Below are 21,304 nucleotides of genomic sequence, written 5' to 3' on the forward strand. Positions count from 1 at the left end.
GTCCGTCAGGCGGAGCCGGGCGAGCCGCCGGCTCTCACCAGGCCCGTCTCGTACGCGAGGACGACCACCTGCACGCGGTCGCGCAGGCCGAGCTTGGTGAGGATGCGGCCCACGTGCGTCTTGACGGTGGCCTCGGACAGCACCAGCCGGGCGGCGATCTCCCCGTTCGACAGTCCCTGGGCGACCAGCAGCATCACTTCGCGCTCGCGCTCGGTGAGCTTCTCGATCTCCTTGTGCTGCGGCTCCTTGCCGGTGCTGGGCAGCATCGTGGAGAACCGGTCGAGGAGACGGCGGGTGGTGGAGGGGGCGACCACCGCGTCCCCGCTGTGCACGGACCGGATCGCGGCCAGCAGTTCGCCCGGCGGCACGTCCTTCAGCATGAAGCCGCTGGCTCCCGCCTGGAGCCCGGAGAAGGCGTACTCGTCGAGGTCGAAGGTGGTCAGGATGAGCACCTTGGGCGGGTCGGTGGCCGCGCAGATCTGCCGGGTCGCCTCCACCCCGTCCAGCCGCGGCATGCGTACGTCCATCAGGACGACGTCGACCTCCGTGCCGCGCAGGATGTCGATCGCCTCCTGCCCGTCGCCCGCCTCCGCGACGACCTCCATGTCCGGCTGCGCGGCCAGCACCATCCGGAATCCGGTGCGCAGCAGCATCTGGTCGTCGACGAGCATGACGCGGATCGGCGGCATTGGGGGACCTTCCGGGAGGGTTCGGGTTCGGGGGACGGGGAGAAGCGGGACTCGTGGGCGGTGGGCCCGGCCGGTGGCGGTGACCGGCGCGGGCCGGTGGCTGCTGTCGGCGGGGCGGCGCGCGTGGTCAGTGGGCCGGTTTCAGCGGCAGCAGGGCGCTGATCCGGAAGCCGCCGCCGGGGCGGGGCCCCGCGTCCAGCGTGCCGCCGACCATACCGACCCGCTCGCGCATGCCGATCAGACCGTGCCCCTGGCCGTCCGCGCCGCCGTCCTCGTACAGCTCGTGGGCGGCGCCCCGGCCGTCGTCCTCGACGAGCAGGCCGAGCCCGTCGTCGAAGTAGACGAGCCGGACGCTGGCGCCCGCCTCGGGGCCGCCGTGCTTGCGGGTGTTGGTGAGGGCCTCCTGCACGATGCGGTACGCGGTCAGCTCGACGCCGCTGGGCAGCGGGCGGGCGGTGCCCTCGACCTTGAAGTCGACGGTGAGCCCGGCGGAGCGGACCTGCTCCACCAGGTCCTCGATCTGCTGGACGTCGGGCTGCGGCACGTACTCGCCGCTCTCCTGGTGCTCGCCGGTGCGCAGTACGCCGAGCAGCCTGCGCATCTCGGCGAGCGCCTGCCGGCCGGTCGTCGAGATGGTCTCCAGGGCCTGCTTGGCCTGGTCGGGCGAGGCGTCCATGACGTACGCGGCGCCGTCGGCCTGCACCACCATCACCGACACGTTGTGCGCGACGACGTCGTGGAGTTCGCGGGCGATCCTGGCCCGTTCCGCGGCGACGGCGACCTTGGCCTGTGCCTCGCGCTCCTTCTCCAGCCGGGCGGCCCGCTCCTCCAGCTGCGCGAAGTACGCGCGCCGGGTGCGCATCGAGTCGCCCAGCACCCAGGCCAGCACGAACGGCACCGTCAGGAAGATCGCGAAGGCGTACGGCGCGACCGGGTCGCCCTTGTCCACCGCCCAGCGGAGCTGCGAGATCGTGCCGGCCAGCGCGGAGGCGCCGAGCGCGAGCCGGGACGCCCAACGGGCCCCGTTGGCGGCGACGGTGTAGACGGTCGCGAACATCGCCAGGTTGGAGAAGTTCGGCTCGACGGAGATGGCGACCTGGAGGAGCCCGGTCGCGATCGACAGGAGCAGCATCTTCTCCGGTGCGCGGCGACGCAGCGCCACCGTGAGGCACATCAGGAGGACACAGAAGAGCGTCGCGCCGAACCGGGACCCGCTGTAGACACCGGCGGACAACGCGGACATCCCGAACAGGACCACAGCCCAGAAGCTGTCGACGCCCGTCGGGTGTCTGCGGAGGAAATCGTAGAGGCGCTGCACACCACCAGCGTAGGGAAACCGCAGAGGTCGATGGGTCAACCGGAGGAGCGATCCGGCGCCCCGGCCACTACTCCCCAAGGTGGAGACGGAGTGGAGACTGGGTGCCGTGAGCGATGAGAAAAGGCATGAACTGTCCGAGTGGCGCGGGTGGCGGGAGGCGACGGAGCGCGCGCTGTACGGTCCTGGCGGTTTCTACCTCCGCCCGGAGGGCCCGGCCGGCCACTTCCGGACGTCGGTGCACGCGTCGCCGTTGTTCGCGGGGGCGGTGGCACGGCTGCTGCGCGAGACGTACGAGGCGCTGGGCGAGCCCGCCGACGGCATCGACCTGGTGGACATCGGGGCGGGCCGCGGCGAACTCCTGACGGGGGTCCTGGCGGCGCTCGACCCGGAGCACGACGCGGGGGGCCGCGCCGGGGGGTTCGAGGTGCGGGCGTACGCCGTCGAACGGGCCGGGCGGCCGGCCGGTCTCGACCACCGCATCGAGTGGCGGTCCACGCCGCCGACGGGTGTCACCGGCCTGCTGTTCGCGAACGAATGGCTGGACAACGTCCCGGTGGACGTCGCCGAGGCCGACGGCTCGGGGACGGTGCGGTACGTGGAGGTACGGCCGGACGGCACGGAACGCCTGGGCGCGGAGGTGACCGGGGCGGACGCGCGGTGGCTGGAGCGGTGGTGGCCGCTGGCCGGCCGTCCCGGGCACCGTGCGGAGATCGGGCGCCCCCGGGACGAGGCGTGGGCGGACGCGGTCGGGACGCTGGCGGCGGGGCGGGCGGTGGCGGTCGACTACGCGCACGCAGCGGAGGACCGGCCGCCGTTCGGCACGCTGACGGGGTTCGCGGGCGGCCGTGAGGTGCCGGCGGTGCCGGACGGGAGCTGCGACGTGACGTCCCACGTGGCGTTGGACGCCTGCGCGGCGGCGGGGGCGGGCGCGGGTCCCGGTGCCGAGGCGCGTACGGGCGCGGGCCGGGGGGCGGCGTTCCTCACCACGCAGCGGGAGGCCCTGCGCGGGCTGGGGGTGACGGGGGAACGTCCGCCGCTGTCACTGGCGTCGACGGACCCGGCGGGATACGTGCGGGCGCTGGCACGGGCGGGAGAGGGCGCGGAGCTGGTGGCCCGGGGAGGGCTGGGGGACTTCGGGTGGCTGGAGGTGGAGGTGCGGAAGTGACGGGAAGCGGGGTGTGCGGGCGGGTGGGCGGAAGCCCGGGGGCCCGGTCCCGGTGGGGCGGGGGATACTGTCCCGCATGACGCAGACGCCTCCGCAGACGACCACCGTCGGCATCGGCGGTGCGGCCGATGCCACCGACATGGTCCTCAACATCGGCCCCCAGCACCCCTCCACCCACGGCGTCCTGCGCCTCAAGCTCGTCCTCGACGGCGAACGCGTCCAGCACGCGGAGCCCGTCATCGGCTACATGCACCGCGGCGCGGAGAAGCTGTTCGAGGCGCGCGACTACCGCCAGATCGTCATGCTGGCCAACCGCCACGACTGGCTCTCCGCGTTCTCCAACGAGCTCGGCGTCGTCATGGCGGTCGAGCGCATGCTCGGCATGGAGGTGCCCGAGCGCGCCGTCTGGACCCGCACCCTCCTCGCCGAGCTGAACCGGGTCCTCAACCACCTGATGTTCCTCGGCTCGTACCCCCTGGAGCTCGGCGGCATCACCCCCGTCTTCCACGCGTTCCGCGAGCGCGAGGAGCTCCAGGCCGTGATGGAGGAGATCTCCGGCGGGCGCATGCACTACATGTTCAACCGGGTCGGCGGCCTCAAGGAGGACCTCCCGCTCGGCTGGCTCGGCCGGGCCCGCGACGCCGTGGCCTCGGTCCGCTCCCGGATGGACGTGTACGACGACCTCGTCCTCGGCAACGAGATCTTCCGCGGCCGGACCCGCGGCATCGGCGTGCTGTCCGCCGACGCCGTCCACGCGTACGGCGTCTCGGGCCCCATCGCCCGCGCCTCCGGCGTCGACTTCGACCTGCGCCGCGACGAGCCCTACCTCGCGTACGGCGAACTCCAGGACACGCTCGGGGTCGTCACGCGCGAGGAGGGCGACTGCCTGGCCCGCTTCGAGTGCCTGCTGGAGCAGACCCACAACGCCCTCGACCTCGCCGACGCCTGCCTCGACCGGATGGCCGACCTGCCGCCGGGGCCGATCAACCAGCGGCTGCCCAAGGTCCTCAAGGCCCCCGAGGGACACACCTACGCCTGGACCGAGAACCCGCTCGGCATCAACGGCTACTACCTGGTCAGCAAGGGCGAGAAGACCCCGTACCGGCTCAAGCTGCGCTCGGCGTCCTTCAACAACATCCAGGCGCTGACCGAACTGCTTCCGGGGACGCTCGTCGCCGACATGGTCGCGATCCTCGGGTCGCTGTTCTTCGTGGTCGGCGACATCGACAAGTAGGCGACGGGCCGTGCACACGGCGAGGCCCGGCGGACAGTGTCCGCCGGGCCTCGCCGTGTGGAGCGGTGGGTCAGGAGCTGATCGCGCTCCTGAGGTCCCGTACGTCCAGCTGCTCGGTCTCGTCGTGCGCGGTCAGGTCGATGACCTCGCCGACCGCTTCGCTGTCCACGCCCGCCCGGGACGACCGGTGCAGTGCCAGGGCCTCCTCGCCGACGACGTCCGCGAGGTCCTCCTGCTGCACGGCCTCCGTCATGGCGCCGCGGGCCGGCTCCAGCGCCGGGGCCCGCGAACCGGCGGCGGAGTCGGCTGCGGGGGCGGCGCCCGCAGCCGCGCCCGCGCCCGTGCCGAAGAAGTCGAAGCCGCCCTGCTTCTTCACCGCGGGCAGGTTCTGCGGGGCGTACGGCGCGAGGGCCGACGACGGGCGGGTGTGCTCGCGCGCCGCCTGGTCGCGCACCGGAGCGGGGACGGCCCTGCGCACCAGCGGCGCGGGGGCCGGGGCCGGCGCGGCCGGGGCGGACGGGACCGGGGTCAGGGCGTCCGCGTCGATCCGGGCCGGGGCCTGGGCCGGAACCCGTACCTCCAGCTGGGCCGCCGCCGCGGCTGCCGACCGGGCCGTGTCGGCGGCCCTGCGCTGCGCCTCGCCGTTGCGCGCCAGGTTCTCCAGCGCGGCTGCCGCCCGCATGTACGCGGCGGGCGTCGGCGTGGACGGTGCGGCGGTCAGCTCCTTCACCGGGGACGACGCCATGACGAGCATCCGGCGGCTCTCCAGGGCGCTGGCCCGCTCGGTCTCGGCGGTCGCGTACCGGCGCAGCAGCGCGGCGTGCTCGTTGCGCAGCCCGGCCAGCTCCACCCGCTTGGCGCGCAGCTTGGCCTCCAGCCTGACCCGCAGGGCGCGCGACTCCTCAAGGTCGCCCTCGATGTCCGCGATGCGCTCCTCGGTCTTCCAGCCGTCGGCCTCGCGCGCCCGGTTCAGCTCGGCGACCTTGCGGCCGGCCGTGCGGTCCCAGTTGCGCATCAGGGCCGCGCCGGTGACGGCTGCGGCGGCCGCGGCGGCGACGAGTATCCGCAGCACCACGGGATCCGCCACGAACCAGGCACCGGCGGCACACACGAGTGAGCCGCCCGCGACCGCCGACGGGGGGAGCAGTTTGTGCAGGGGCGGGGAATGGCGGTGGCGTCCACGTGGCATGGCCCGAAATTTACCGTGCGCAAGACACGTATGGGGCACCGCCCGGCAATCTGTTCCCGTGCGGTTACCCGGGAATCGTTCCGGTGCCGTTGACGGGCCGGTCCGCATTCGGTCCGGGCGGTGCCCCAACTGCCGCCCCGCTACTTCTTTATGAGGTCCTTCGACTCCAGATAGGCCTTCGCGGCATCGGCCGGCTTGGCGCGCTCGATGTCGACCTTGCGGTTGAGTTCACCGAGATCCGCCGTGGTCAGAACCTTGGTGAGCTTGCCGAGCGCCTCCGCGACGGCGGGGTCGCCCGCCTTCTTCGCGTTGACCACGGGCAGCAGGTTGTCCGCGTTCTGGAGCTTCTTGTCGTCGTCCAGGAAGACGAGGCCGAAGCTGTCGATGGTGGCGTCCGTGGTGGTGGTGAGGACGAGCTGGTCCTCACCGTCCTTGACGGCCTGCTTGGACTGCGGGGTGCCGACGCCCTTGGGGTCGATACCGGCGACGTCGATTCCGTACTTCGACTTCAGGCCCGGCGCGCAGAACGGCCGTATCTCGCATTCGTCGCCCGCCGCGATCTTCACCTTGATCTTGGACTTCCCCAGGTCGGAAAGCGTCTTGAGCTTGTTCTTGGCGGCGAATTCCTTGGTGACGGCGAACGCGTTCTGGTCGACGGCCTCGCCCGCGGGCAGCACCTTCAGCCCGAGCGGACCCGCCAGCTTCTCCAGGTTGGCGACGGTGGCCTTCACGTCGGGCGAGGCCAGCGGCTTCTTCTCCGCCTCCTTGGCGCCGTTCACCTTGGCGTTGAGGAATTCGGTGAGGGTCGCCGCGTACTCCGGTACGACGTCTATCTCGCCCTTCTCCAGCGAGGGCTCGTACAGTTCGCGGTTCTTCACCACGGTCACCGAGGCGCCGTACCCGGCGTCCTTGAGGACCAGTGCGTACAGCTCGGCGAGCACCTTGGACTCGGTGAAGGCGGCGGCACCGACCACCAGGGAGCCCTTCTTGCCGCCGGCCGCGGCGTCGGAGGACCCGCCGCCGGGCTTGCCCTTGCTCTCCAGGCTGTCACCGCCGCAGGCCGCGAGCGACCCGGTCAGGGCCACCAGGCCGACTACCGCACCCGCGAGGCGTGAGGTCTTGCTCATGAGGGTTCACCATCCAGGAAATGCACGAGGGTGCAGGAAAGGGACAAAGGGACTGTCAGACGGTCTTGCGCAGCGGGGAGAAGAGCCGGCCGAGCAGCACGAGCGCCCCCTCCACCAGCAGCGCGAGCAGCGCCACGAGGATCGCGCCGGCGACGACCTGCGCGGTGTCGTACGTGTTGAACCCGGCGGTGATGATCCGCCCGAGCCCGCCCTGGCCGACCATCGCCGCGATCGAGGCGGTGGCCACGACCTGGACGGCCGCCGACCGCAGCCCGGTCATCACCAGCGGATAGGCGAGGGGCAGTTCGACCCGGACGAAGAGCTGCCGGCCGTCCATCCCCATGCCGCGCGCGGCCTCGACCACGGCCCGGTCCACCTCCCGCATGCCGACGTAGGCGTTGGTCAGCAGCGGCGGCACGGCGAACAGCACCAGCGCGATGATCGTCGGTACGTAGCCGGCCGAGCGCAGCGGCGAGACCATGAAGAGCGCGAGCACCGCGAACACCGGGACGGCGCGCCCCACGTTGGAGATGTTGACCGCGAGCGCACCCCCCTTGCCGAGGTGGCCGAGCAGGAAGGCCGTGGGCAGCGCGAGCGCGCAGGCGATGAGGAGCGCGACCCCGCTGACGTAGAGATGCTCCGTCAGCCGGTTGAGGACGCCGCCGTCCCCCGACCAGTTGGAGCCGGTCATCAGCCAGGTCCAGGCCTCGCCGAGCACACCCATCGCGATCAGCCCGCCTCAACAGCCGCAGAAGTCTTGCGTATTCGGTCCGCCAGCGGTTCGCGCCGGACCTTGTGCACCCGGGTCCACGGCGTCAGCAGCCGCTGCACCCCGAGCAGCAGCAGGTCCGCCACCAGGGCGAGCAGGACGCACAGCACGGAGGCGGCGAGCACCTGGGCCTTGAAGAAGGTGGGCAGCGCGTCCTCGATGAGGTTGCCCAGGCCGCCCCGGCCGACGATGGAGCCGACCGTGGTGAGCGCGACCGTAGAGACGGTGGCGATGCGCAGCCCGGCCATCAGGGCCGGCAGCGCGAGCGGCAGTTCGACCTCCCAGAGCATCCGCCACGGCCCGTATCCCATGCCGCGCGCGGCCTCCCGGGCCTCCTCGGGGACGGCTTCCAGCCCGGCCAGGATGTTCCGCACGAGGATCGTCAGCGAGTACAGCACCAGGCCGGTGATCACCAGCGCGGAGGAGAGCCCGAACAGCGGGAGCAGCAGCGAGAACATCGCCAGCGAGGGCACCGTGTACAGGACAGTGGTCAGTCCCAGCACGGGTCCGGCGAGGCGCTTGCTGCGCCGGGCCAGCAGGGCGAGCGGGAAGGCGACGGCCAGCCCGATCAGCACCGAGGCCACGGTGATCCCGATGTGCTGGACGGTGGCGTCGATCAGCTCCTGGCTGCGGGAGCGCAGGTACTCCCCGCATATCCAGTCGTTCGTCACCAGACAGCTCTGTTCGCTCACACGTCCCCACCTCCCCCGTCAGGCCGATTCCAGTCGCCCGAGAACGTATGTTCAAGACCATAGCCCGGGGCACTGACAACCGCTTCGGGCCGCCACATCCCGGCAACACGCCCTTCACACAACTTCCGTCACCAACCGTCACAATGGGGCCCCATGATCCGGTTCGAGCACGTCACCAAGCGCTACGCCGACGGCACGACGGCCGTCGACGACCTGTCCTTCGAGGTCGCCGCGGGTGAACTCGTCACGCTCGTCGGGCCGTCGGGCTGCGGCAAGACCACCACGATGAAGATGGTCAACCGGCTGATCGAACCGAGCGAGGGGCGCATCCTGCTCGACGGCGAGGACATATCCGGCGTCGATCCCGTCGAACTGAGGCGCCGGATCGGCTACGTCATCCAGCAGGTCGGCCTCTTCCCGCACAAAACGGTCCTCGACAACACGGCGACCGTCCCGCACCTCCTGGGTGTGAAGCGCTCGCAGGCCCGTGCGCGGGCCGCCGAACTCCTCGACCTGGTCGGCCTCGACCCCTCCGTCTACGGCTCCCGCTACCCCGAGCAGCTCTCCGGCGGCCAGCGCCAGCGCGTCGGCGTCGCCCGCGCCCTGGCCGCCGACCCGCCCGTCCTCCTCATGGACGAACCCTTCGGCGCCGTCGACCCGGTGGTCCGCGAGCACCTCCAGAACGAGTTCCTCAAGCTCCAGTCCCAGGTGCGCAAGACCGTCCTGTTCGTGACCCACGACATCGAGGAAGCGGTACGCCTCGGCGACCGGATCGCGGTCTACGGCCAGGGCACCATCGAGCAGTTCGACGCCCCCGCGGCGGTCCTGGGCGCCCCCGCCACCCCGTACGTCGCGGACTTCGTCGGCGCCGACCGCGGCCTCAAGCGGCTGTCGGTCACCCCCATCGAGGAGTCCGACCTCGACCAGCCGCCGGTCGTGCACCTCGACGACCCGCTGACGACGGCCACCGCCCGGCTGTCCGCCGAGGGCGCCCGCTGGGCGGTCGTCCTGGACGGCGAGGACAACCTGCACGGCTGGATCCCGGCGGACGCCACCGGCTCCGGCGGTACGGTGCGCGAGCACGCCCGCCGCATGGAGGCGTGGCTGCCGGTCGGCGCGTCCCTCAAGCAGGCCTTCGCCACGATGCTCCAGCACGACGCGGGCTGGATCGCGGTCATCGACGAGGCGAGCGAGGGCCGCTTCCTGGGAGTGCTGACCCCGGCCCGGCTGCACGAGGCGCTGCGGCGCTCGATCGACGCGGACGGGCGGAAGGTCTCCCGTACCGAGGTGGACGTGGAAACGGTCGGCTGACCGGCCGGGTCCCGGAGACCGGGCGCGCGACCGGCCGGACCCCGGGGGCCGCACGCACCACCGGCCGGACCCCGGGAGCCGCACGCACCAGCGGCCGGAACCCGGGGGCCCCACGTGCGAGGGCGCGGAGCGTCACCGCCCCGCGCCCTCGCTCCCGTACCCGCGCCGCTAAGCGCGCGTCAGGCGGTGAGCTTCTTGCTCAGCCACTCCACCGCCGCCGGGATCTCCCGCTTCCAGGTGTTGAAGTTGTGCCCGCCGCTGTTCAGCGTGATCGAGGACACCCGCGTCGGCGGCTTCACCTTTTCGATGAACTTCAGCGTCGGCTTGAGGTTGTCCTCGCCCTTCTTGCTGGTGGTGAGCAGCAGCGACGTCCTGGGGGCCGGCAGGTTGTCCAGCGACCACAGCAGGTCGGCCCGCTGCTTCAGCTTCGGGTCGCCGCCGAAGAGGTCGCCCGTCGTCGGGTCGTCGGCCGCCTTGTAGTACGCCGAGAGGCCCGCGCCGGCGGCGAACTTGTCCGGGTGCTGCATCGCGATCTTCACCGCGCAGTAGCCGCCGGTGGAGTTCCCCATGAAGCCCCAGTTCTCCGGCTTCGTACCGACCCGGTACGCGTCGGAGATGGCCTGGCGCAGGTCCTTGGCGAAGAACGTCTCGGTCTGCGGGCCGTTCGGGATGTCCACGCACTCGGTGTCCCGCGGCGGGGCGACGGTCGGCCGCATCATCACCATGATCATCGGCTGCGCCTTGCCCGCGCGGGCCTGCATCAGGGCGGTCTGCGGGTAGCGCAGCCCCTTGATCAGGTTCATCGCGGTGCCCGGGTAGCCGGTCAGGACGACGGTGGCCGGGAAGTTCTTCTTGGCGTACTTGGGCTGGAAGTACTCCGGCGGCAGGTACACGAAGGCCGGGCTGGCGATCTTGGACTCGCGGCCCTCGATCCGGACCTCCTGTATCTGGCCGCCGACGGACGGCTTGTTGCCGCCGGGCACGTCCATGGCGCGCGTGCCGATCAGCTGGGCCTGCTTGCCGCCGCCCTGCGCGTGGTCGACGACCACGCCCATGCCCTCCTCCTGGCCGAAGAGGTCGGCCCAGGACCCGTAGAAGAGGAACGATTTGTTCGCGGCGAGCCCGACCGCGGCGAACAGCGCCAGCTGGGTCACCAGAAGCATGCCGACCCGGCCGAGGACGGCCCTCCAGTTGCGGCCCGAGAGGCGCGGCCAGAGCCAGACGGTGGCGGCGAAGAGCAGGACCGCGATCACTACAGCGAGCGCGAGAACCTTGGTACTGGTGAGACCCATGACGAGATCGTTACTTCCTGGATGAGAAATTCCTGAGAGCCGAGTGAACCCACCCCCCGGAAGCACCGTCCTAGTGGACGCACATTGCCCGGACGGACCTTCTCCAAGTTCCGCGGGCACAAAACCCCTCGCGAAAACCTCGGGAAGCGATGTCAATCAGAATAGATGGGGATAAGTCCGGAGCGGTTCCGGATCGGGTGCGGCGGATCCTTCGGGGACCGCGAGCCGAGAAGGTCCCCGCGCTGGTGGGCGCGGCCGTCACCCTCGTCGGACTGCTCGACATCGCTGCAGGAGTCTTCCCCCGCTTCCGGCACAGCCGGATGCACAGCATCGCCGAGGTGCTGCCCGGTACTTTCGGGCCCTTCGCCGCCGCCTTCTCACTGACCGTGGGCATTCTGCTGCTGCTCCTGGCGCACGGCCTCAAACGCCGCAAGCGCCGCGCCTGGCGCTCCGCGGTGATCCTGCTGCCGGTCGGCGCCGTCGCCCAGTACGCGTACCGCCACTCCGTTCTGGGCGTCCTGATCGCGCTCGCACTTCTCGTGCTGCTGCTGGTCCACCGGAGTGAGTTCGCCGCGCTGCCCGACCCGCGCAGCCGCTGGAAGGCGCTCGCGAACTTCGTCCTGATGGGTGCCGGCTCGATCGCGCTCGGCCTGCTGATCGTCAGCTCGCACCCGGGCCGGGTCATCGGCAACCCGGGCCTGCCCGACCGCCTCCAGCACGTGCTGTACGGCCTGGTCGGCATGGAGGGCCCCGTCTCGTACGGCGGCCAGGTCTCCTGGACCGTCGGCTACTCGCTCGGCGCGCTCGGCTGGCTCACCGCGATCACCACCCTGTACCTGGCGCTGCGCCCCGAGCACCCGGCCGCCCGCCTCACCGAGGAGGACGAGGTACGGCTGCGCGCCCTGCTGGAGAGGCACGGCGCCCGCGACTCGCTGGGCCACTTCGCGCTGCGCCACGACAAGGCGGCCGTCTTCTCGCCGAGCGGCAAGGCGGCGGTCACCTACCGGGTCGTCTCCGGTGTGATGCTCGCCTCGGGCGACCCGATCGGTGACGTCGAGGCCTGGCCCGGCGCCATAGAGCGGTTCATGGACGAGGCGAAGGCTCACTCCTGGACGCCGGCCGTGATGGGCTGCTCGGAGACCGGCGGCGAGGTGTGGACCCGCGAGACCGGTCTCGACGCGCTGGAGCTGGGCGACGAGGCCGTCGTCGACGTACCCGACTTCTCCCTCTCCGGGCGCGCGATGCGCAATGTGCGGCAGATGGTGAAGCGGATCGAGCGCAACGGTTACGAGACCCGGGTGCGCCGGGTCGGCGACCTCGACCAGGAGGAGCTGGAGCGGATCCGCCGGGCGGCGGCGGACTGGCGCGGCACGGACACCGAGCGCGGCTTCTCGATGGCGCTGGGCCGGGTCGGCGAGCCGGGCGACGAGGACTGCTTCATCGCCACCGCCCACAAGGCCGACGAGGAGGGCGCCCAGCCGGGCCCCTACGGCGACATCAAGGCGGTGCTCCACTTCGTGCCGTGGGGCCCCGACGGGATGTCCCTGGACCTGATGCGCCGCGACCGCGCCGCCGACCCCGGCATGAACGAGCTGCTGATCGTCGCCTCCCTGACGGCCGCCCCCGGGCTCGGCATCAAGAAGGTCTCGCTGAACTTCGCGATGTTCCGCTCGGCGCTCGCCCGCGGCGAGAAGCTGGGCGCCGGGCCGGTGCTGCGCGGCTGGCGGGGTCTCCTCGTCTTCCTCTCCCGCTGGTTCCAGATCGAGTCGCTGTACAAGTTCAACGCCAAGTTCCGGCCGCGCTGGGAGCCGCGCTTCGTGGTCTTCCGCACCACCCGCGACCTGCCCCGGATCGGCTTCGCGGCGATGCAGGCGGAGGGCTTCGTCACGCTGGGCCTGCCCCGCCCGTTCGCCCGCAAGTCCTCCGCCAAGCGCGAACCCCACCCCTGCGCCCACATGGACCCCACCCCCCTCCCCAACACCCCAAGCGCCTGACCCCCAAGGCCCCCGCCCCCTTGGGCGGCGGGGCCGCCCCTCTCGCTCCCCCGCCCCCTTGGGCGGCGAGGCCGCCCGCCGAGCCCCCTTGGGCGGCGGGGCCGCCCCCCGGGGGCGGAACGGGCGGGCAAGGGGGCGGCCCCCGGCGGAGCCGCACACCTCGCCCCCCGCCCCGGACACGCGCCCGCCCCGCCCCAGACACGCACCCCGAACACCCCGCCTCGCCCCAGACACGCCCCCCGCCGCCGCTCAAGGCCCCCCCTCAAGCCACCTTGATCGCGATCTTCCCCCGCGTATGCCCACCCATGCTCTCCCGGAAGGCATCCGCCACCCGCTCCAGCGGATACACCGCCGCCACCTCCACCTTCAGCTCCCCCCGCTCCACCAGCCCGCCCAGCGCCGCCAGGTCCGCCGCGTCCGGCCGTACGAAGACGTAGTCGCCACCGAGCCCGGTGACCGCCCCGTCCGCGACGGACGCCAGCCGGCCGCCCTCCGCGAGCAGCTGCGGCGACACCTGGAGCGCCTCGCCCCCGACCAGGTCGAGCACCGCGTCCACCCCGTCCGGGGCCACCGCGCGCACCCGCTCCGCCAGGCCCTCGCCGTACGTCACCGGCGTCGCGCCCAGCGACCGCACGTACGCGTGGTTGTGCTCGCCCGCCGTCCCGACGACCTCCGCGCCCTGGGCCCGCGCGATCTGCACGGCGAGCGAGCCGACGCCGCCGGCCGCCGCGTGCACCAGCACCTTCTCCCCCGCCCGCACCTTCAGGCTGCGGTTCAGCGCCTGGTACGCGGTGAGGCCGGCCAGCGGCAGCCCGGCCGCCTCCTCGAAGCTCGTGCCCGCGGGCTTGCGGGCCAGGGTGCGGACCGGGGCGGCGACGTACTCCGCGAAGGTGCCCCGCGAGACGAAGTCCTCCCGTACGTACCCCACGACCTCGTCGCCGGGCGCGAACTCGGTCACCGCGGCGCCCGCCCGCTCCACGACCCCCGCCACGTCCCAGCCCGGCACGACCGGGAAGACGGCGTCCAGCACCGGGTCGAGGTAGCCGCCGAGGACCTTCCAGTCGACCGGGTTCACCGAGGCCGCGCGGACCTTGACCAGCACCGAGTCGGGGCCGAGCTTGGGCATCGGGCGCTCGCCGTACTCCAGGACGTCGGGGCTGCCGTATGCGCGGTACGAGATGGCCTTCATGGCGAACACTCCAGTCACGGTGGATCAAAGGTGGACAATCTCAAGTAATTCCCTTCGACCGTAAACCTCAATGTTTGAGATGGTCAAGTTTCCCGGCGTACACTGCGTGTCATGGCAGCCAACTCCCCTCCGTCCTCCGGGACGGCCCCGACGACGGCCGAGCTCATCGAGCGGCTGGCCACGTCCTTCGGGCTCTACTACGGCGACTTCACCCTCGCCGCCGCCACCGTCGGGCTCACCCCCAGCCAGGCCAAGGCACTCAGCGTGCTGCGCGGCGCCCCCGCCCCGATGCGGGCCCTGGCCACCACGCTGGCCTGCGACGCCTCCAACATCACCGGCATCGTGGACCGGCTGGAGAAGCGCGAACTGGTGCGCCGCGAGCCCAGCGCCACCGACCGCCGGGTCAAGAACGTCGTACTGACCGCGCTCGGCGAGGAGACCATCGACACCGTCCGGGCCCGGATGCACGGCACGCTCGGCGCCCTGGACACCCTGGACGACGCCGACCGCGGCGCCCTGTACGCGCTCCTCGGCAGGGTCTTCCCGCACGGTACGGGCGGTTCGGGGAGCACCGGCTGACGCCTAGGCTGGTCGTATGAGTACGTTGCGCACGCGCCCCGCAGAAGGACTGCCGGAAGGACTGCCGGAGTGGGACCGCTGTGCGGTCATGGGCGTCGTCAATGTGACGCCCGACTCCTTCTCCGACGGCGGCCGCTGGTTCGACACCGCAGCCGCCGTCAAGCGCGGCCTCGCCCTGGTCGCCGAGGGCGCCGACCTGGTCGACGTGGGCGGCGAGTCCACCCGCCCCGGCGCCAGCAGGGTGGACCCCGACGAGGAGCTCAAGCGGGTCGTGCCCGTGGTGCGCGGCCTGGTCTCCGAGGGCGTCACCGTCTCCGTGGACACCATGCGCGCGGCCGTCGCCGAGCAGGCAGTCGCCGCCGGCGCGGTGCTGGTCAACGACGTCAGCGGCGGCCTCGCCGACCCGGACATGATCCGGGCGGTCGCCGCCGCCGAGGTCCCGTTCGTCGTCATGCACTGGCGCGGCTTCAGCGAGAACATGAACAGCCTCGCGGTGTACGACGACGTGGTCGGCGAAGTGCTCGCCGAGCTGCGCGCCCGGGTGGACGCGGTCGTCGCGGGCGGCATCGCCCCCGAGCGCCTGGTCGTCGACCCCGGCCTCGGCTTCGCCAAGCGGGCCGAGCACGACCTCGCCCTGCTGGCCCACCTGGGCGAGCTGCGCGCCCTGGACCTCCCCCTGCTGGTGGCCGCCTCCCGCAAGCGTTTCCTGGGCGCCGTACTGGCCGGGGAGGGCGCCGCCCCGCCGCCGGCCCGCGAGCGCGACGCCGCGACCGCCGCCGTCTCCGCCATCGCCGCCCACGAGGGCGCCTGGGCCGTCCGGGTCCACGAGGTACGGGCCACCGCGGACGCCGTCCGGGTCGCGCGTGCCGTGGCGGGCGCCAAGTGACGCCCCGCGGCACCGACGCCGAACAGGTCGAACTCGCCAACACCGCCTTCTACGAGTGCCTGGAGCGCGGCGACTTCGAGGAGCTCTCCGCGCTCTGGCTCGCCGACGACATCTCCTGCGTGCACCCCGGCTGGCCGGTGCTCTCCGGGCGGGGCGAGGTGCTGCGGTCGTACGCGCTGATCATGGCGCACACCGAATACATCCAGTTCTTCCTCACCGACGTGAAGGTCTCGGTGATGGGCGACACCGCCCTGGCCACCTGCACGGAGAACATCCTGAGCGGCGGTCCCGCCGAGGAGAGCGGCGAACTGGGGCCGCTGGTGGGACAGTTGGTGGTGGCGACCAATGTGTTCCGGCGCACCCCGGACGGCTGGCGGCTGTGGGCGCACCACGGGTCCCCCGTACTGGCCGATGCGGACGAGGACGCCGAGGACGACGATTCCTCCTCCTGAATGGGTAGGGGCCTTGGAAGATGAGCCTCGGAAGGACCCGCCCCACAGGTTCCTCCGGTAGCGTCCACGGCCCCGCGAGCGGGGGCTGTCGGTGCTCGCAGGTAGATTCGATCCAGGTGAGGTGCCGACCGCATGCGGCACGGAGCCCTTCTACTACGAACAGCAGGAGTGATTCGCGTGGATCGTGTCGCGCTGCGCGGCCTCAAGGCCCGCGGGCACCACGGCGTGTTCCCGAGGGAACGCGAAGAGGGCCAGACCTTCATCGTGGACGTCGTGCTCGGCATGGACACCCGTCCCGCCGCCGCCGACGACGACCTGACGAAGACCGTCCACTACGGCGTGGTCGCCGAGGAGGTCGTGGAGGTCGTGCAGGGCGAGCCGGTCGACCTGATCGAGACGCTCGCCGAGCGGATCGCCCAGCAGTGCCTCAAGCACGAGGGGGTCGACGAGGTCGAGGTGTGCGTCCACAAGCCGGACGCCCCGATCACCGTCCCCTTCGACGACGTCACCATCACCATCACCCGGAGCCGCGTATGAACCCCATGCACAGCGACCCCACCGTCCAGCCGGTGCCCGCCTCCGTGACGGAGCAGGTGGACGCCGCCGACATCACCCTCTCCAACCCCAAATGGGCGGTCATCGGCCTCGGCAGCAACCTGGGCAACCGGCTGGAGACCCTCCAGGGCGCCGTGGACCTCCTGGAGGACACCCCGGGCGTCCGCGTCAAGGCGGTCTCCCCGGTGTACGAGACGGAGCCGTGGGGCGTCGACCCCGGCTCCCAGCCCTCGTACTTCAACGCGGTGATCCTGGTGAAGACCACCCTCCCGCCGTCCTCGCTCCTGGAGCGCGGCCAGGCCATCGAGGAGGCCTTCGACCGGGTCCGCGAGGAGCGCTGGGGTCCGCGCACCATCGACGTGGACATCGTCTCGTACGCCAATGTCGTCTCCGACGACCCGGTCCTCACCCTGCCGCACCCGCGGGCCCACGAGCGCGGCTTCGTGCTCGCCCCGTGGCACGACGTGGACCCCGAGGCGGTCGTCCCGGGCCGCGGCGCGGTCGCCGACCTCCTGACCGGCATCGGCACCGACGGCGTACTCCCGCGCGTCGATCTGGAACTCCGACTGCCCGAATAGGCGTTGTACGAGCATGGAACCGGCCCACGACCCGACGGAGAACGAGACCTCGTGAAGCAACTACGGCTCGGGGTGCTGGCCGGCGTGTTCGCCGTGTCGGGCGTGCTGTCCTGGGCGGGCGCCCGGCTCTGGGCCTCGATCGACACCCTGCCCGGGGTGCCGGTCGCGGCCCCGGTCGTGCTGGCCCTGATCGCGGCGGTCCTGCTGGCCACCGCGCTCGCCCTGCGCGCCCGCCTGCGCGCCCAGCGGGAGCGGCGGCCCGAGGCAAAGGGCGTCGACCCGATGCTGGCGGCCCGCGCGGTCGTCTTCGGCCAGGCGAGCGCGCTGGTCTCGGCCCTGGTGGCGGGCGTGTACGGCGGCCTCGGCGTCCACTTCCTGCTGGACGGCCTGGACCTCCCGATGCGCCGCACCCAGGCCCTCTACTCGGGCCTCTCGGTACTGGCCGCCGCCGCGGTGATCGCCGCCGCCTTCTTCCTGGAACGCGTCCTGCGCCTCCCCGAAGACGAAGACCACTCCCCCGCCCCCACCACCTGACCGGCCCCACGCTCTCCCGCCCACCCCGGGCGGCGGGGCGCCCGCCGAGAGCCCCCTCGGGCGGCAAGGCCCCCGGGGGCGGAACGGGCGAGCAAGAGGGGCGGCCCGAGCGGAACCGCACTCACCCCGCCCCGGACGCCCCCCGGCCCCGCCCCGGACGCCCCCGGCCAGGCCCCCTGACACGCCCCGGGGCGCTCCCGCTGCCCCCTCAGCGCGCCATCACCAAGCTCATCGCCTCCGCACGCGTCGCGGGATCCCGCAGCTGCCCGCGCACCGCCGAGGTGATCGTCTTCGCCCCCGGCTTCCGCACCCCGCGCATCGTCATGCACATGTGCTCGCACTCCACGACCACGATCACCCCGCGCGGCTCCAGGATCTCCATCAGCGAGTCGGCGATCTGGGTGGTCAGCCGCTCCTGGACCTGGGGGCGGCGGGCGAAGACGTCCACCAGGCGGGCCAGCTTCGACAGACCGGTGATCTTGCCGTCGGCGGACGGGATGTACCCGACGTGCGCGACCCCGTGGAACGGCACCAGATGGTGCTCACAGCTGGACATGACCTCGATGTCCTTCACCAGGACCATCTCGTCGTGGCCGAGGTCGAACGTCGTCGTCAGGACGTCCTCGGGCTTCTGCCACAGACCGGCGTATATCTCCTTGTAGGCCCGCGCCACCCGCCCCGGAGTGGCCCGCAGGCCCTCGCGGTCCGGGTCCTCGCCGACGGCGATGAGGAGTTCGCGGACCGCGTTCTCGGCCCGCTTCTCGTCGAACTCGCCGATGGTGGCCTCGCCGTCCAGCGTCACCGGGTCGGTCATCAGTGCCTCGTTCCTGTGGTTCTCCGCGCGGCCCAAATGAATGTCACTGCGGAAATGCCGCGACCCCCAGGCTAGAACCTGGGGGTCGCGGCATCCATTCCGGGCCGGGTGTGACCCCGGCGACGGAGGGGTTAGCTGTTCTCCGGACGGTCCTCCGGGACCGCGTCGGCCTGCGGGGCGTCCTTGGTCACCGAGGTGATCGCGGGCGTCACGCCGTTGGCGGCACCGTTGGTGAGCGCCAGTTCCTTCGGCGAGAGCACCGGAGGCCGGGTGGAGGGGGTGCGCCGGGAGGAGCCGGTCCACGCGGGGCGGGCCGGGCGCTTCACGATCGGCTCGAAGATCTCGGCGATCTGCTCCTTGTTCAGCGTCTCCTTCTCCAGGAGGGCCAGAACCAGGTTGTCGAGGACGTCGCGGTTCTCGACCAGGATCTCCCACGCCTCGTTGTGCGCGGTCTCGATGAGCTTCTTGACCTCTTCGTCGACGAGAGCCGCGACCTCTTCGGAGTAGTCGCGCTGGTGCGTCATGTCCCGGCCCAGGAAGGGCTCGGTGTTGTCGCCGCCGAACTTGATCGCGCCGAGGCGCTCGGTCATGCCGTACTGGGTGACCATCGCGCGGGCCGTACCGGTGGCCTTCTCGATGTCGTTCGCGGCGCCGGTGGTCGGGTCGTGGAAGACCAGTTCCTCGGCGGCGCGGCCACCCAGCATGTACGCCAGCTGGTCGAGCATCTCGTTGCGGGTGGTCGAGTACTTGTCCTCGTCCGGGAGCACCATGGTGTAACCCAGGGCCCGGCCGCGCGACAGGATCGTGATCTTGTGGACCGGGTCCGAGTTCGGCGAGGCCGCCGCGACCAGGGCGTGACCGCCCTCGTGGTACGCGGTGATCTTCTTTTCCTTGTCGGACATGATCCGGGTCCGCTTCTGCGGGCCGGCCACGACGCGGTCGATCGCCTCGTCGAGCATGTGGTTGTCGATCAGCTTCTGGTTGCTGCGCGCGGTGAGCAGCGCGGCCTCGTTCAGCACGTTCGACAGGTCCGCGCCCGTGAAGCCGGGCGTACGACGGGCAACCGCGCCCAGGTCGACGTCCTTGGCGACCGGCTTGCCCTTCTGGTGGACCTTGAGGATCTCCAGACGGCCCTGCATGTCCGGACGGTCGACCGCGATCTGCCGGTCGAAACGGCCCGGACGCAGCAGCGCCGGGTCGAGGATGTCCGGGCGGTTGGTGGCGGCGATCAGGATGACGCCGCCCTTCACGTCGAAGCCGTCCATCTCGACGAGCAGCTGGTTGAGCGTCTGCTCGCGCTCGTCGTGACCGCCGCCCATGCCGGCGCCGCGGTGGCGGCCGACGGCGTCGATCTCGTCGACGAAGACGATCGCCGGGGCGTTCGCCTTGGCCTGCTCGAAGAGGTCGCGGACGCGCGAGGCGCCGACACCCACGAACATCTCGACGAAGTCGGAGCCCGAGATGGAGTAGAAGGGGACCCCCGCCTCGCCGGCGACGGCGCGCGCGAGGAGCGTCTTGCCGGTACCGGGCGGGCCGTACAGCAGCACGCCCTTGGGGATCTTGGCGCCGACGGCCTGGAACTTCGCCGGCTCCTGGAGGAACTCCTTGATCTCGTGGAGCTCCTCGACCGCCTCGTCGGATCCCGCCACGTCGGCGAAGGTCGTCTTCGGGGTGTCCTTGGTGATGAGCTTCGCCTTGGACTTCCCGAACTGCATGACCCGGGAGCCGCCGCCCTGCATCTGGTTCATCAGGAACAGGAAGACGACGACGATGAGGACGAAGGGCAGCAGGGAGAGCAGGATCCCGACGAAGGCGTTCTGCTTCGTCGGCGTGACGGTGTACCCGTCCTTGATCTTGCCCGCCTCGTACTTCTGGTCGAGCTTCGCGGCGAGCTTGGAGCCCTGGTCCCCGATGTAGCTCGCCTGGATCTTGGAGCTGTCGTCGACCTTCTGGTCGCCCTTCAGCTGCACCTTGATGATCTGTTCGTCACCGGTGGTCAGTTTGACCTGGTCGACCTGGTCCTTGTCGATCGCCTGGATGACCTTGCCGGTGTCGACCGTCTTGTAGCCGCCAGACGAGCCGACGACCTGCATCAGCACGACCACGGCGAGGACGGCCAGCACGATCCACATGACCGGCCCACGGAAGTATCGCTTCACGTCCATCCATACGGGGCGAACTGCGCCCCGTCCCTCCTGCCCGTAGGTAAATGCCGCTGAATAAAAGACTGTTCTTCGGACGGTACCCCAGCATTGTCACCCGCGACCGCAGGGGACGGCTGACAAACCTGCCTTCCCCTGCTCCAACGGCGGGAATTGCGCGAGGGTTCCCCGCTACTGCTCCGGTAGGGGTCCTTCGGCCCTACCGGAACGCCTCAGCCCCCGTAGACGTGGGGCGCGAGGGTCCCGACGAAGGGAAGATTGCGGTACTTCTCGGCGTAATCCAGGCCATATCCGACGACAAACTCATTCGGAATGTCGAAACCGACCCACTTCACGTCGATGGCGACCTTCGCGGCCTCCGGCTTGCGCAGCAGAGTGCACACGTTGAGGGAGGCCGGCTCGCGCGAGCCGAGGTTCGACAGCAGCCAGGACAGCGTCAGGCCGGAGTCGATGATGTCCTCGACGATCAGGACGTGCTTGCCCTTGATGTCGGTGTCCAGGTCCTTGAGGATCCGGACCACGCCCGAGGACTGGGTGCCCGCGCCGTACGACGACACCGCCATCCAGTCCATCGTGACCGGGGTGGACAGCGCGCGCGCCAGGTCCGCCATCACCATCACGGCGCCCTTGAGGACTCCGACGATGAGCAGGTCCTTGCCCGCGTACTCCGCGTCGACCTTCGCGGCCAGCTCGGCCAGCTTCGCGTCGATCTCTTCCTTGGTGATGAGCACCGACTTGAGGTCGGTGCCCATGTCGTTCGCGTCCACCCGCATCA

At 71.4% G+C, this 21,304-nt stretch carries 21 protein-coding genes; 10 read left to right on the forward strand and 11 right to left on the reverse strand.

Annotated features, from left to right (window positions below; all coding sequences use genetic code 11):
* Positions 1 to 5: 5 nt before the first annotated feature.
* Together ACFYVL_RS27410 and ACFYVL_RS27415 are read right to left on the reverse strand one after the other, a co-directional pair.
* Entirely contained in the window at positions 6 to 689 is a 684-nt protein-coding gene (locus ACFYVL_RS27410) for a response regulator (protein WP_389249337.1), read from the reverse strand.
* A 127-nt stretch (positions 690 to 816) separates the two neighbouring features.
* On the reverse strand, positions 817 to 2,007 hold the full coding sequence (locus ACFYVL_RS27415) for a sensor histidine kinase (RefSeq protein WP_389249339.1): 1,191 nt from the start codon (positions 2,005 to 2,007) through the stop codon (positions 817 to 819).
* A gap of 106 nt (positions 2,008 to 2,113) precedes the next feature.
* Here ACFYVL_RS27415 and ACFYVL_RS27420 point away from each other — a divergent pair, with 106 nt between their 5' ends.
* Both ACFYVL_RS27420 and ACFYVL_RS27425 read left to right on the forward strand, forming a co-directional pair.
* A complete protein-coding gene (locus ACFYVL_RS27420) occupies positions 2,114 to 3,172 on the forward strand; it encodes an SAM-dependent methyltransferase (protein ID WP_389249341.1) in 1,059 nt (352 codons plus the stop codon).
* 76 nt (positions 3,173 to 3,248) lie between these two features.
* Positions 3,249 to 4,406 (forward strand): NADH-quinone oxidoreductase subunit D, encoded by a 1,158-nt coding sequence (locus ACFYVL_RS27425; RefSeq protein WP_389249343.1) that lies wholly within the window; start codon positions 3,249 to 3,251, stop codon positions 4,404 to 4,406.
* Positions 4,407 to 4,476: 70 nt separating this feature from the next.
* Here the strand turns inward: ACFYVL_RS27425 and ACFYVL_RS27430 are convergent, their stop codons facing one another.
* From ACFYVL_RS27430 to ACFYVL_RS27445, 4 genes are all read right to left on the reverse strand, one after another.
* Positions 4,477 to 5,595 (reverse strand): hypothetical protein, encoded by a 1,119-nt coding sequence (locus tag ACFYVL_RS27430; protein ID WP_389249345.1) that lies wholly within the window; start codon positions 5,593 to 5,595, stop codon positions 4,477 to 4,479.
* Between the two features lie 140 nt (positions 5,596 to 5,735).
* Positions 5,736 to 6,722, reverse strand: a complete 987-nt coding sequence (locus tag ACFYVL_RS27435) for an ABC transporter substrate-binding protein (RefSeq protein WP_389249347.1) — start codon at positions 6,720 to 6,722, stop codon at positions 5,736 to 5,738.
* 55 nt (positions 6,723 to 6,777) lie between these two features.
* Positions 6,778 to 7,446 (reverse strand): ABC transporter permease, encoded by a 669-nt coding sequence (locus ACFYVL_RS27440; protein WP_389249349.1) that lies wholly within the window; start codon positions 7,444 to 7,446, stop codon positions 6,778 to 6,780.
* A gap of 5 nt (positions 7,447 to 7,451) precedes the next feature.
* Entirely contained in the window at positions 7,452 to 8,183 is a 732-nt protein-coding gene (locus ACFYVL_RS27445) for an ABC transporter permease (RefSeq protein WP_389249351.1), read from the reverse strand.
* 153 nt (positions 8,184 to 8,336) lie between these two features.
* On the opposite strand from ACFYVL_RS27445, the gene ACFYVL_RS27450 reads away from it, so the two are divergent.
* Positions 8,337 to 9,494 (forward strand): ABC transporter ATP-binding protein, encoded by a 1,158-nt coding sequence (locus tag ACFYVL_RS27450; RefSeq protein WP_389249353.1) that lies wholly within the window; start codon positions 8,337 to 8,339, stop codon positions 9,492 to 9,494.
* 179 nt (positions 9,495 to 9,673) lie between these two features.
* Here ACFYVL_RS27450 and ACFYVL_RS27455 read toward each other — a convergent pair whose 3' ends face one another.
* Complete coding sequence (locus ACFYVL_RS27455; protein WP_389249355.1) at positions 9,674 to 10,786, reverse strand: alpha/beta hydrolase; 1,113 nt, start codon at positions 10,784 to 10,786, stop codon at positions 9,674 to 9,676.
* A gap of 149 nt (positions 10,787 to 10,935) precedes the next feature.
* Here ACFYVL_RS27455 and ACFYVL_RS27460 point away from each other — a divergent pair, with 149 nt between their 5' ends.
* The gene (locus ACFYVL_RS27460) at positions 10,936 to 12,780 is read left to right on the forward strand and encodes a phosphatidylglycerol lysyltransferase domain-containing protein (RefSeq protein WP_389249357.1); all 1,845 of its coding nucleotides are present in this window, start codon (positions 10,936 to 10,938) and stop codon (positions 12,778 to 12,780) included.
* A gap of 262 nt (positions 12,781 to 13,042) precedes the next feature.
* Here the strand turns inward: ACFYVL_RS27460 and ACFYVL_RS27465 are convergent, their stop codons facing one another.
* Complete coding sequence (locus ACFYVL_RS27465; RefSeq protein ID WP_389249358.1) at positions 13,043 to 13,969, reverse strand: NADP-dependent oxidoreductase; 927 nt, start codon at positions 13,967 to 13,969, stop codon at positions 13,043 to 13,045.
* A 111-nt stretch (positions 13,970 to 14,080) separates the two neighbouring features.
* Between ACFYVL_RS27465 and ACFYVL_RS27470 the strand changes: the two genes are divergently transcribed.
* The 6 genes from ACFYVL_RS27470 to ACFYVL_RS27495 all read left to right on the forward strand — a co-directional run bounded on the left by ACFYVL_RS27470 (position 14,081) and on the right by ACFYVL_RS27495 (position 17,553).
* Positions 14,081 to 14,548 (forward strand): MarR family winged helix-turn-helix transcriptional regulator, encoded by a 468-nt coding sequence (locus tag ACFYVL_RS27470; RefSeq protein WP_389249360.1) that lies wholly within the window; start codon positions 14,081 to 14,083, stop codon positions 14,546 to 14,548.
* A 16-nt stretch (positions 14,549 to 14,564) separates the two neighbouring features.
* Positions 14,565 to 15,434 carry a dihydropteroate synthase gene (gene folP, locus ACFYVL_RS27475; RefSeq protein ID WP_389249362.1) on the forward strand — a complete coding sequence of 290 codons (870 nt, stop codon included), beginning with the start codon at positions 14,565 to 14,567 and terminating at the stop codon, positions 15,432 to 15,434.
* Positions 15,431 to 15,886: a nuclear transport factor 2 family protein gene (locus ACFYVL_RS27480; RefSeq protein ID WP_389249364.1), complete on the forward strand. Its 456-nt coding sequence runs from the start codon at positions 15,431 to 15,433 to the stop codon at positions 15,884 to 15,886. Before folP ends, ACFYVL_RS27480 begins: the two co-directional genes overlap by 4 nt.
* A 177-nt stretch (positions 15,887 to 16,063) precedes the next feature.
* Complete coding sequence (folB, locus tag ACFYVL_RS27485; protein WP_389249365.1) at positions 16,064 to 16,423, forward strand: dihydroneopterin aldolase; 360 nt, start codon at positions 16,064 to 16,066, stop codon at positions 16,421 to 16,423.
* A complete protein-coding gene (gene folK / locus ACFYVL_RS27490) occupies positions 16,420 to 17,019 on the forward strand; it encodes a 2-amino-4-hydroxy-6-hydroxymethyldihydropteridine diphosphokinase (protein ID WP_389249367.1) in 600 nt (199 codons plus the stop codon). Before folB ends, folK begins: the two co-directional genes overlap by 4 nt.
* 51 nt (positions 17,020 to 17,070) lie before the next feature.
* Positions 17,071 to 17,553 (forward strand): DUF3180 domain-containing protein, encoded by a 483-nt coding sequence (locus ACFYVL_RS27495; protein ID WP_389249369.1) that lies wholly within the window; start codon positions 17,071 to 17,073, stop codon positions 17,551 to 17,553.
* A gap of 208 nt (positions 17,554 to 17,761) precedes the next feature.
* Here the strand turns inward: ACFYVL_RS27495 and folE are convergent, their stop codons facing one another.
* From folE to hpt, 3 genes are all read right to left on the reverse strand, one after another.
* On the reverse strand, positions 17,762 to 18,367 hold the full coding sequence (gene folE / locus ACFYVL_RS27500; protein WP_389249371.1) for a GTP cyclohydrolase I FolE: 606 nt from the start codon (positions 18,365 to 18,367) through the stop codon (positions 17,762 to 17,764).
* A 131-nt stretch (positions 18,368 to 18,498) separates the two neighbouring features.
* On the reverse strand, positions 18,499 to 20,532 hold the full coding sequence (gene ftsH / locus ACFYVL_RS27505) for an ATP-dependent zinc metalloprotease FtsH (RefSeq protein WP_389249373.1): 2,034 nt from the start codon (positions 20,530 to 20,532) through the stop codon (positions 18,499 to 18,501).
* A 209-nt stretch (positions 20,533 to 20,741) separates the two neighbouring features.
* Positions 20,742 to 21,302, reverse strand: coding sequence for a hypoxanthine phosphoribosyltransferase (gene hpt, locus ACFYVL_RS27510; protein ID WP_389249375.1), 561 nt, complete (start codon positions 21,300 to 21,302; stop codon positions 20,742 to 20,744).
* Positions 21,303 to 21,304 lie beyond the last annotated feature (2 nt).

The sequence above is a fragment of the Streptomyces sp. NPDC004111 genome (genome assembly GCF_042874215.1).
Lineage (GTDB): Bacteria > Actinomycetota > Actinomycetes > Streptomycetales > Streptomycetaceae > Streptomyces.

Bases quoted from the DNA above. Each gene is read 5' to 3' on its own strand.
- ACFYVL_RS27465 (WP_389249358.1), bottom strand. From the start codon at position 13,969: ATGAAGGCCATCTCGTACCGCGCATACGGCAGCCCCGACGTCCTGGAG.
- folK (WP_389249367.1), top strand. From the start codon at position 16,420: ATGAACCCCATGCACAGCGACCCCACCGTCCAGCCGGTGCCCGCCTCC.
- ACFYVL_RS27425 (WP_389249343.1), top strand. From the start codon at position 3,249: ATGACGCAGACGCCTCCGCAGACGACCACCGTCGGCATCGGCGGTGCG.
- ACFYVL_RS27470 (WP_389249360.1), top strand. From the start codon at position 14,081: ATGGCAGCCAACTCCCCTCCGTCCTCCGGGACGGCCCCGACGACGGCC.
- ACFYVL_RS27460 (WP_389249357.1), top strand. From the start codon at position 10,936: ATGTCAATCAGAATAGATGGGGATAAGTCCGGAGCGGTTCCGGATCGG.
- ACFYVL_RS27450 (WP_389249353.1), top strand. From the start codon at position 8,337: ATGATCCGGTTCGAGCACGTCACCAAGCGCTACGCCGACGGCACGACG.
- ACFYVL_RS27455 (WP_389249355.1), bottom strand. From the start codon at position 10,786: ATGGGTCTCACCAGTACCAAGGTTCTCGCGCTCGCTGTAGTGATCGCG.
- ftsH (WP_389249373.1), bottom strand. From the start codon at position 20,532: ATGGACGTGAAGCGATACTTCCGTGGGCCGGTCATGTGGATCGTGCTG.
- ACFYVL_RS27410 (WP_389249337.1), bottom strand. From the start codon at position 689: ATGCCGCCGATCCGCGTCATGCTCGTCGACGACCAGATGCTGCTGCGC.
- folP (WP_389249362.1), top strand. From the start codon at position 14,565: ATGAGTACGTTGCGCACGCGCCCCGCAGAAGGACTGCCGGAAGGACTG.
- folE (WP_389249371.1), bottom strand. From the start codon at position 18,367: ATGACCGACCCGGTGACGCTGGACGGCGAGGCCACCATCGGCGAGTTC.
- hpt (WP_389249375.1), bottom strand. From the start codon at position 21,302: ATGCGGGTGGACGCGAACGACATGGGCACCGACCTCAAGTCGGTGCTC.
- ACFYVL_RS27440 (WP_389249349.1), bottom strand. From the start codon at position 7,446: ATGGGTGTGCTCGGCGAGGCCTGGACCTGGCTGATGACCGGCTCCAAC.
- ACFYVL_RS27435 (WP_389249347.1), bottom strand. From the start codon at position 6,722: ATGAGCAAGACCTCACGCCTCGCGGGTGCGGTAGTCGGCCTGGTGGCC.
- ACFYVL_RS27430 (WP_389249345.1), bottom strand. From the start codon at position 5,595: ATGCCACGTGGACGCCACCGCCATTCCCCGCCCCTGCACAAACTGCTC.